2 protein-coding genes and 1 pseudogene are annotated in these 2,347 nt (G+C 32.4%); all 3 read left to right on the top strand.

The window, feature by feature from the left end:
* Positions 1–98 precede the first annotated feature (98 nt).
* On the top strand, positions 99–401 hold the full coding sequence (locus F6K13_RS28920; protein ID WP_124146235.1) for a hypothetical protein: 303 nt from the start codon (positions 99–101) through the stop codon (positions 399–401).
* 40 nt (positions 402–441) lie between these two features.
* Positions 442–903: a GNAT family N-acetyltransferase gene (locus tag F6K13_RS28915; RefSeq protein WP_124146236.1), complete on the top strand. Its 462-nt coding sequence runs from the start codon at positions 442–444 to the stop codon at positions 901–903.
* A 340-nt stretch (positions 904–1,243) separates the two neighbouring features.
* Positions 1,244–1,516, top strand: a pseudogene (locus F6K13_RS28910) (choice-of-anchor L domain-containing protein); the annotation flags it as partial.
* Between the last annotated feature and the right edge of the window lie 831 nt (positions 1,517–2,347).

Raw genomic sequence — 2,347 nt, 5'->3', positions numbered from 1 at the left:
TATCCTAGATAACTAAACCCCTTCTTCCTTCTTACTTCTTCCTTCTTACTTCTGCTATAGAAGATGAGGATCAAATTGTTAGGAGAAGTATAGATATTTTGGTCTTAAAAGAATATTTTTGGGTAGTTGCTATTGAAGCTAAACTGTCACAATATTCTCTAGAAGTAGCATGGCCTCAACTATTATTTTATATGTTAACTAATCTGACTCCAAAAGTACCTACATTTGGATTATTGATAAATGGCAGTAATTTCAGATTTATTAAACTAATGAAGGGAGATAATTTACAATATTCTGTATCTCGACTTTTTGATATTCTTAATCCTGGAAACGATCTGCATCAAGTTTTTCAAATTTTAAAGCATTTATCTCAACTGACTGAAGGTTACAATCTGGAATAATCATCATCAACAAATAAATCAGCTATCAAAAGAGGTGAAAATGACAGAAATATTATTGCCAAATTCTTGTACTCTTAGACCTGCATCTGCCAAAGATATTTGGTCTATTCGTCAAGTAGTTTTAACTGCTAAACTTGACCCAACTCAATTAATTTGGCAACAATTTTGGGTAATTGAATGTGAAGAAAAATTAGTAGCTTGTGGGCAGTTGCGTAATTTTGAAGATGCAGAAGAGTTAGGTAGTTTAGTCGTTATCAAATCTTGGCAAAAATGTGGTTTAGGAACAATACTAACCAAACATCTGATTCAACAATCAACTAAACCTTTATATCTAGAATGTCTGGGGAAAAAATTAGAATCTTTTTACAGTCGTTTTGGTTTTGTACCTATTTCTTTAACCGAATTACCTCAATCTCTAAAGTTCAAATTTGGTATATCTCAATTAGCTAGAAAAATCTTCAAACTTCCCGTAATAATTATGCAGTATCAAGGAAACAAGTAATATCATGTCCGTTTAATTAGTGATAATAAAGTTCTTAGATGGTAGGTAGTAGGTAGTAGGTCATAGGTCGTAGATGTAAATTCAATATCTAACACTGTAAACGAAGCAGAAATTTGGGATATTCATTCAAGATCGCTTCAATAGAACATTTTTATTATACTTAATTATCTGGACATGGTATACATCAAAGATTGTTAAATTAATAATTCATCTAACGCTATTCTCAAAAGTTCCAAGAATTGGTGAAAGCAAAAGCAACTCTCTTGATTTATTTGGGGAAAATACAACATGATTTTCTTAAACAAAAACAAGTTACAGAAAGTGTAATTTTAGCAGCTGAGGTGCTTCTGGTGCTTCTGGAATTTTCACCAATGGATTATCATCTGGTATTAGCATAGATAGTGGTATTATTCTGACTACAGGTGCAGCTACCGATGCTAAAGGTCCTAATGATTCAGATAAGAAAACTACCGACAATGAATTGCCTGGAGATTTTGATTTGGATGGGTTGATTTTTGAAGACCAAAAAACCTTTGATGCAACTATTCTGGAATTTTTTCAAACTGAAGGAGGCGATGTTTTCTTCAATTATGTATTTGCCTCTGAAGAATTTGATATTTAAAATTTTATCCAATTGCTCTTAGAGCTGATTTATAAAGTAAATATTAAGAGGATAGATACTTTACATTTTAAGGGTTTGATACTATCTAAGCCCCAAGGGCATAACTTTTGAAAAACCCATGCTAGAAAGGGATTTCAGCTCAGTTTACAAATCAGTTCTTATAGTAATTAGGGCTTGCTGATTAAATCTAAAAGTATTTACAGATAAAGGTTTTAGCCTTTTTGGGGCCTTTAAAAAGTGCCTGGTTTTCAGCTCTTCACGCTCAAAAAGTTAGTATTTTAGGCTCATAGTTGGGCAGAAAAATCAAGGGACAAAACTTAGCTCCTATCTCCTCTAAATTCCCATTTCTCCCCTCCTGGGAGGGGTTAGGGGTGGGTTGTCTCCTGTCTCCTGTCTCCTGTCTCCTACCCCAGCAAAAAGACTTTTTTCAGCAAACCCTAATTATATTTTTATTAAAAATAAAATCACCTATTTATTAACTTTTAAATATTTTTCATCAATAATTAACCAGATAAAATAAAATCACCTAGCTTATGGTTTACCCCATAAATTTTGAAATGCCTATAGTCATTTTTTTTCATCACAAAAACTCTATTGATACCTTCCACTGTTTCCTACTCCCAATTTCTGTAAGAGTCCTCTTAAATCTAAAGCTGGATTTGTAAAGAATTATTACTAAGTTACTCTAGAAGAGAAAATAATTGTATTTTCTGGTATAAAGATGCCACTTAGGTTTTTGATTGACTACATATAATTAAGGAAAAGAAAAAATGCTTTACTCAACTTTACTCGCAGTTGGCCCTAATACTTTTAGTTGGAAGA

Source organism: Okeania sp. SIO2B9 (genome assembly GCF_010672505.1).
Taxonomy (GTDB): domain Bacteria; phylum Cyanobacteriota; class Cyanobacteriia; order Cyanobacteriales; family Microcoleaceae; genus Okeania; species Okeania hirsuta.
Note: the sequence above shows the minus strand (reverse complement) of the source record. Positions and strands in the feature narration are given on the sequence as shown.

Coding starts and splice junctions, on each gene's coding strand:
- F6K13_RS28915 (WP_124146236.1), top strand. CDS start 442: ATGACAGAAATATTATTGCCAAATTCTTGTACTCTTAGACCTGCATCT.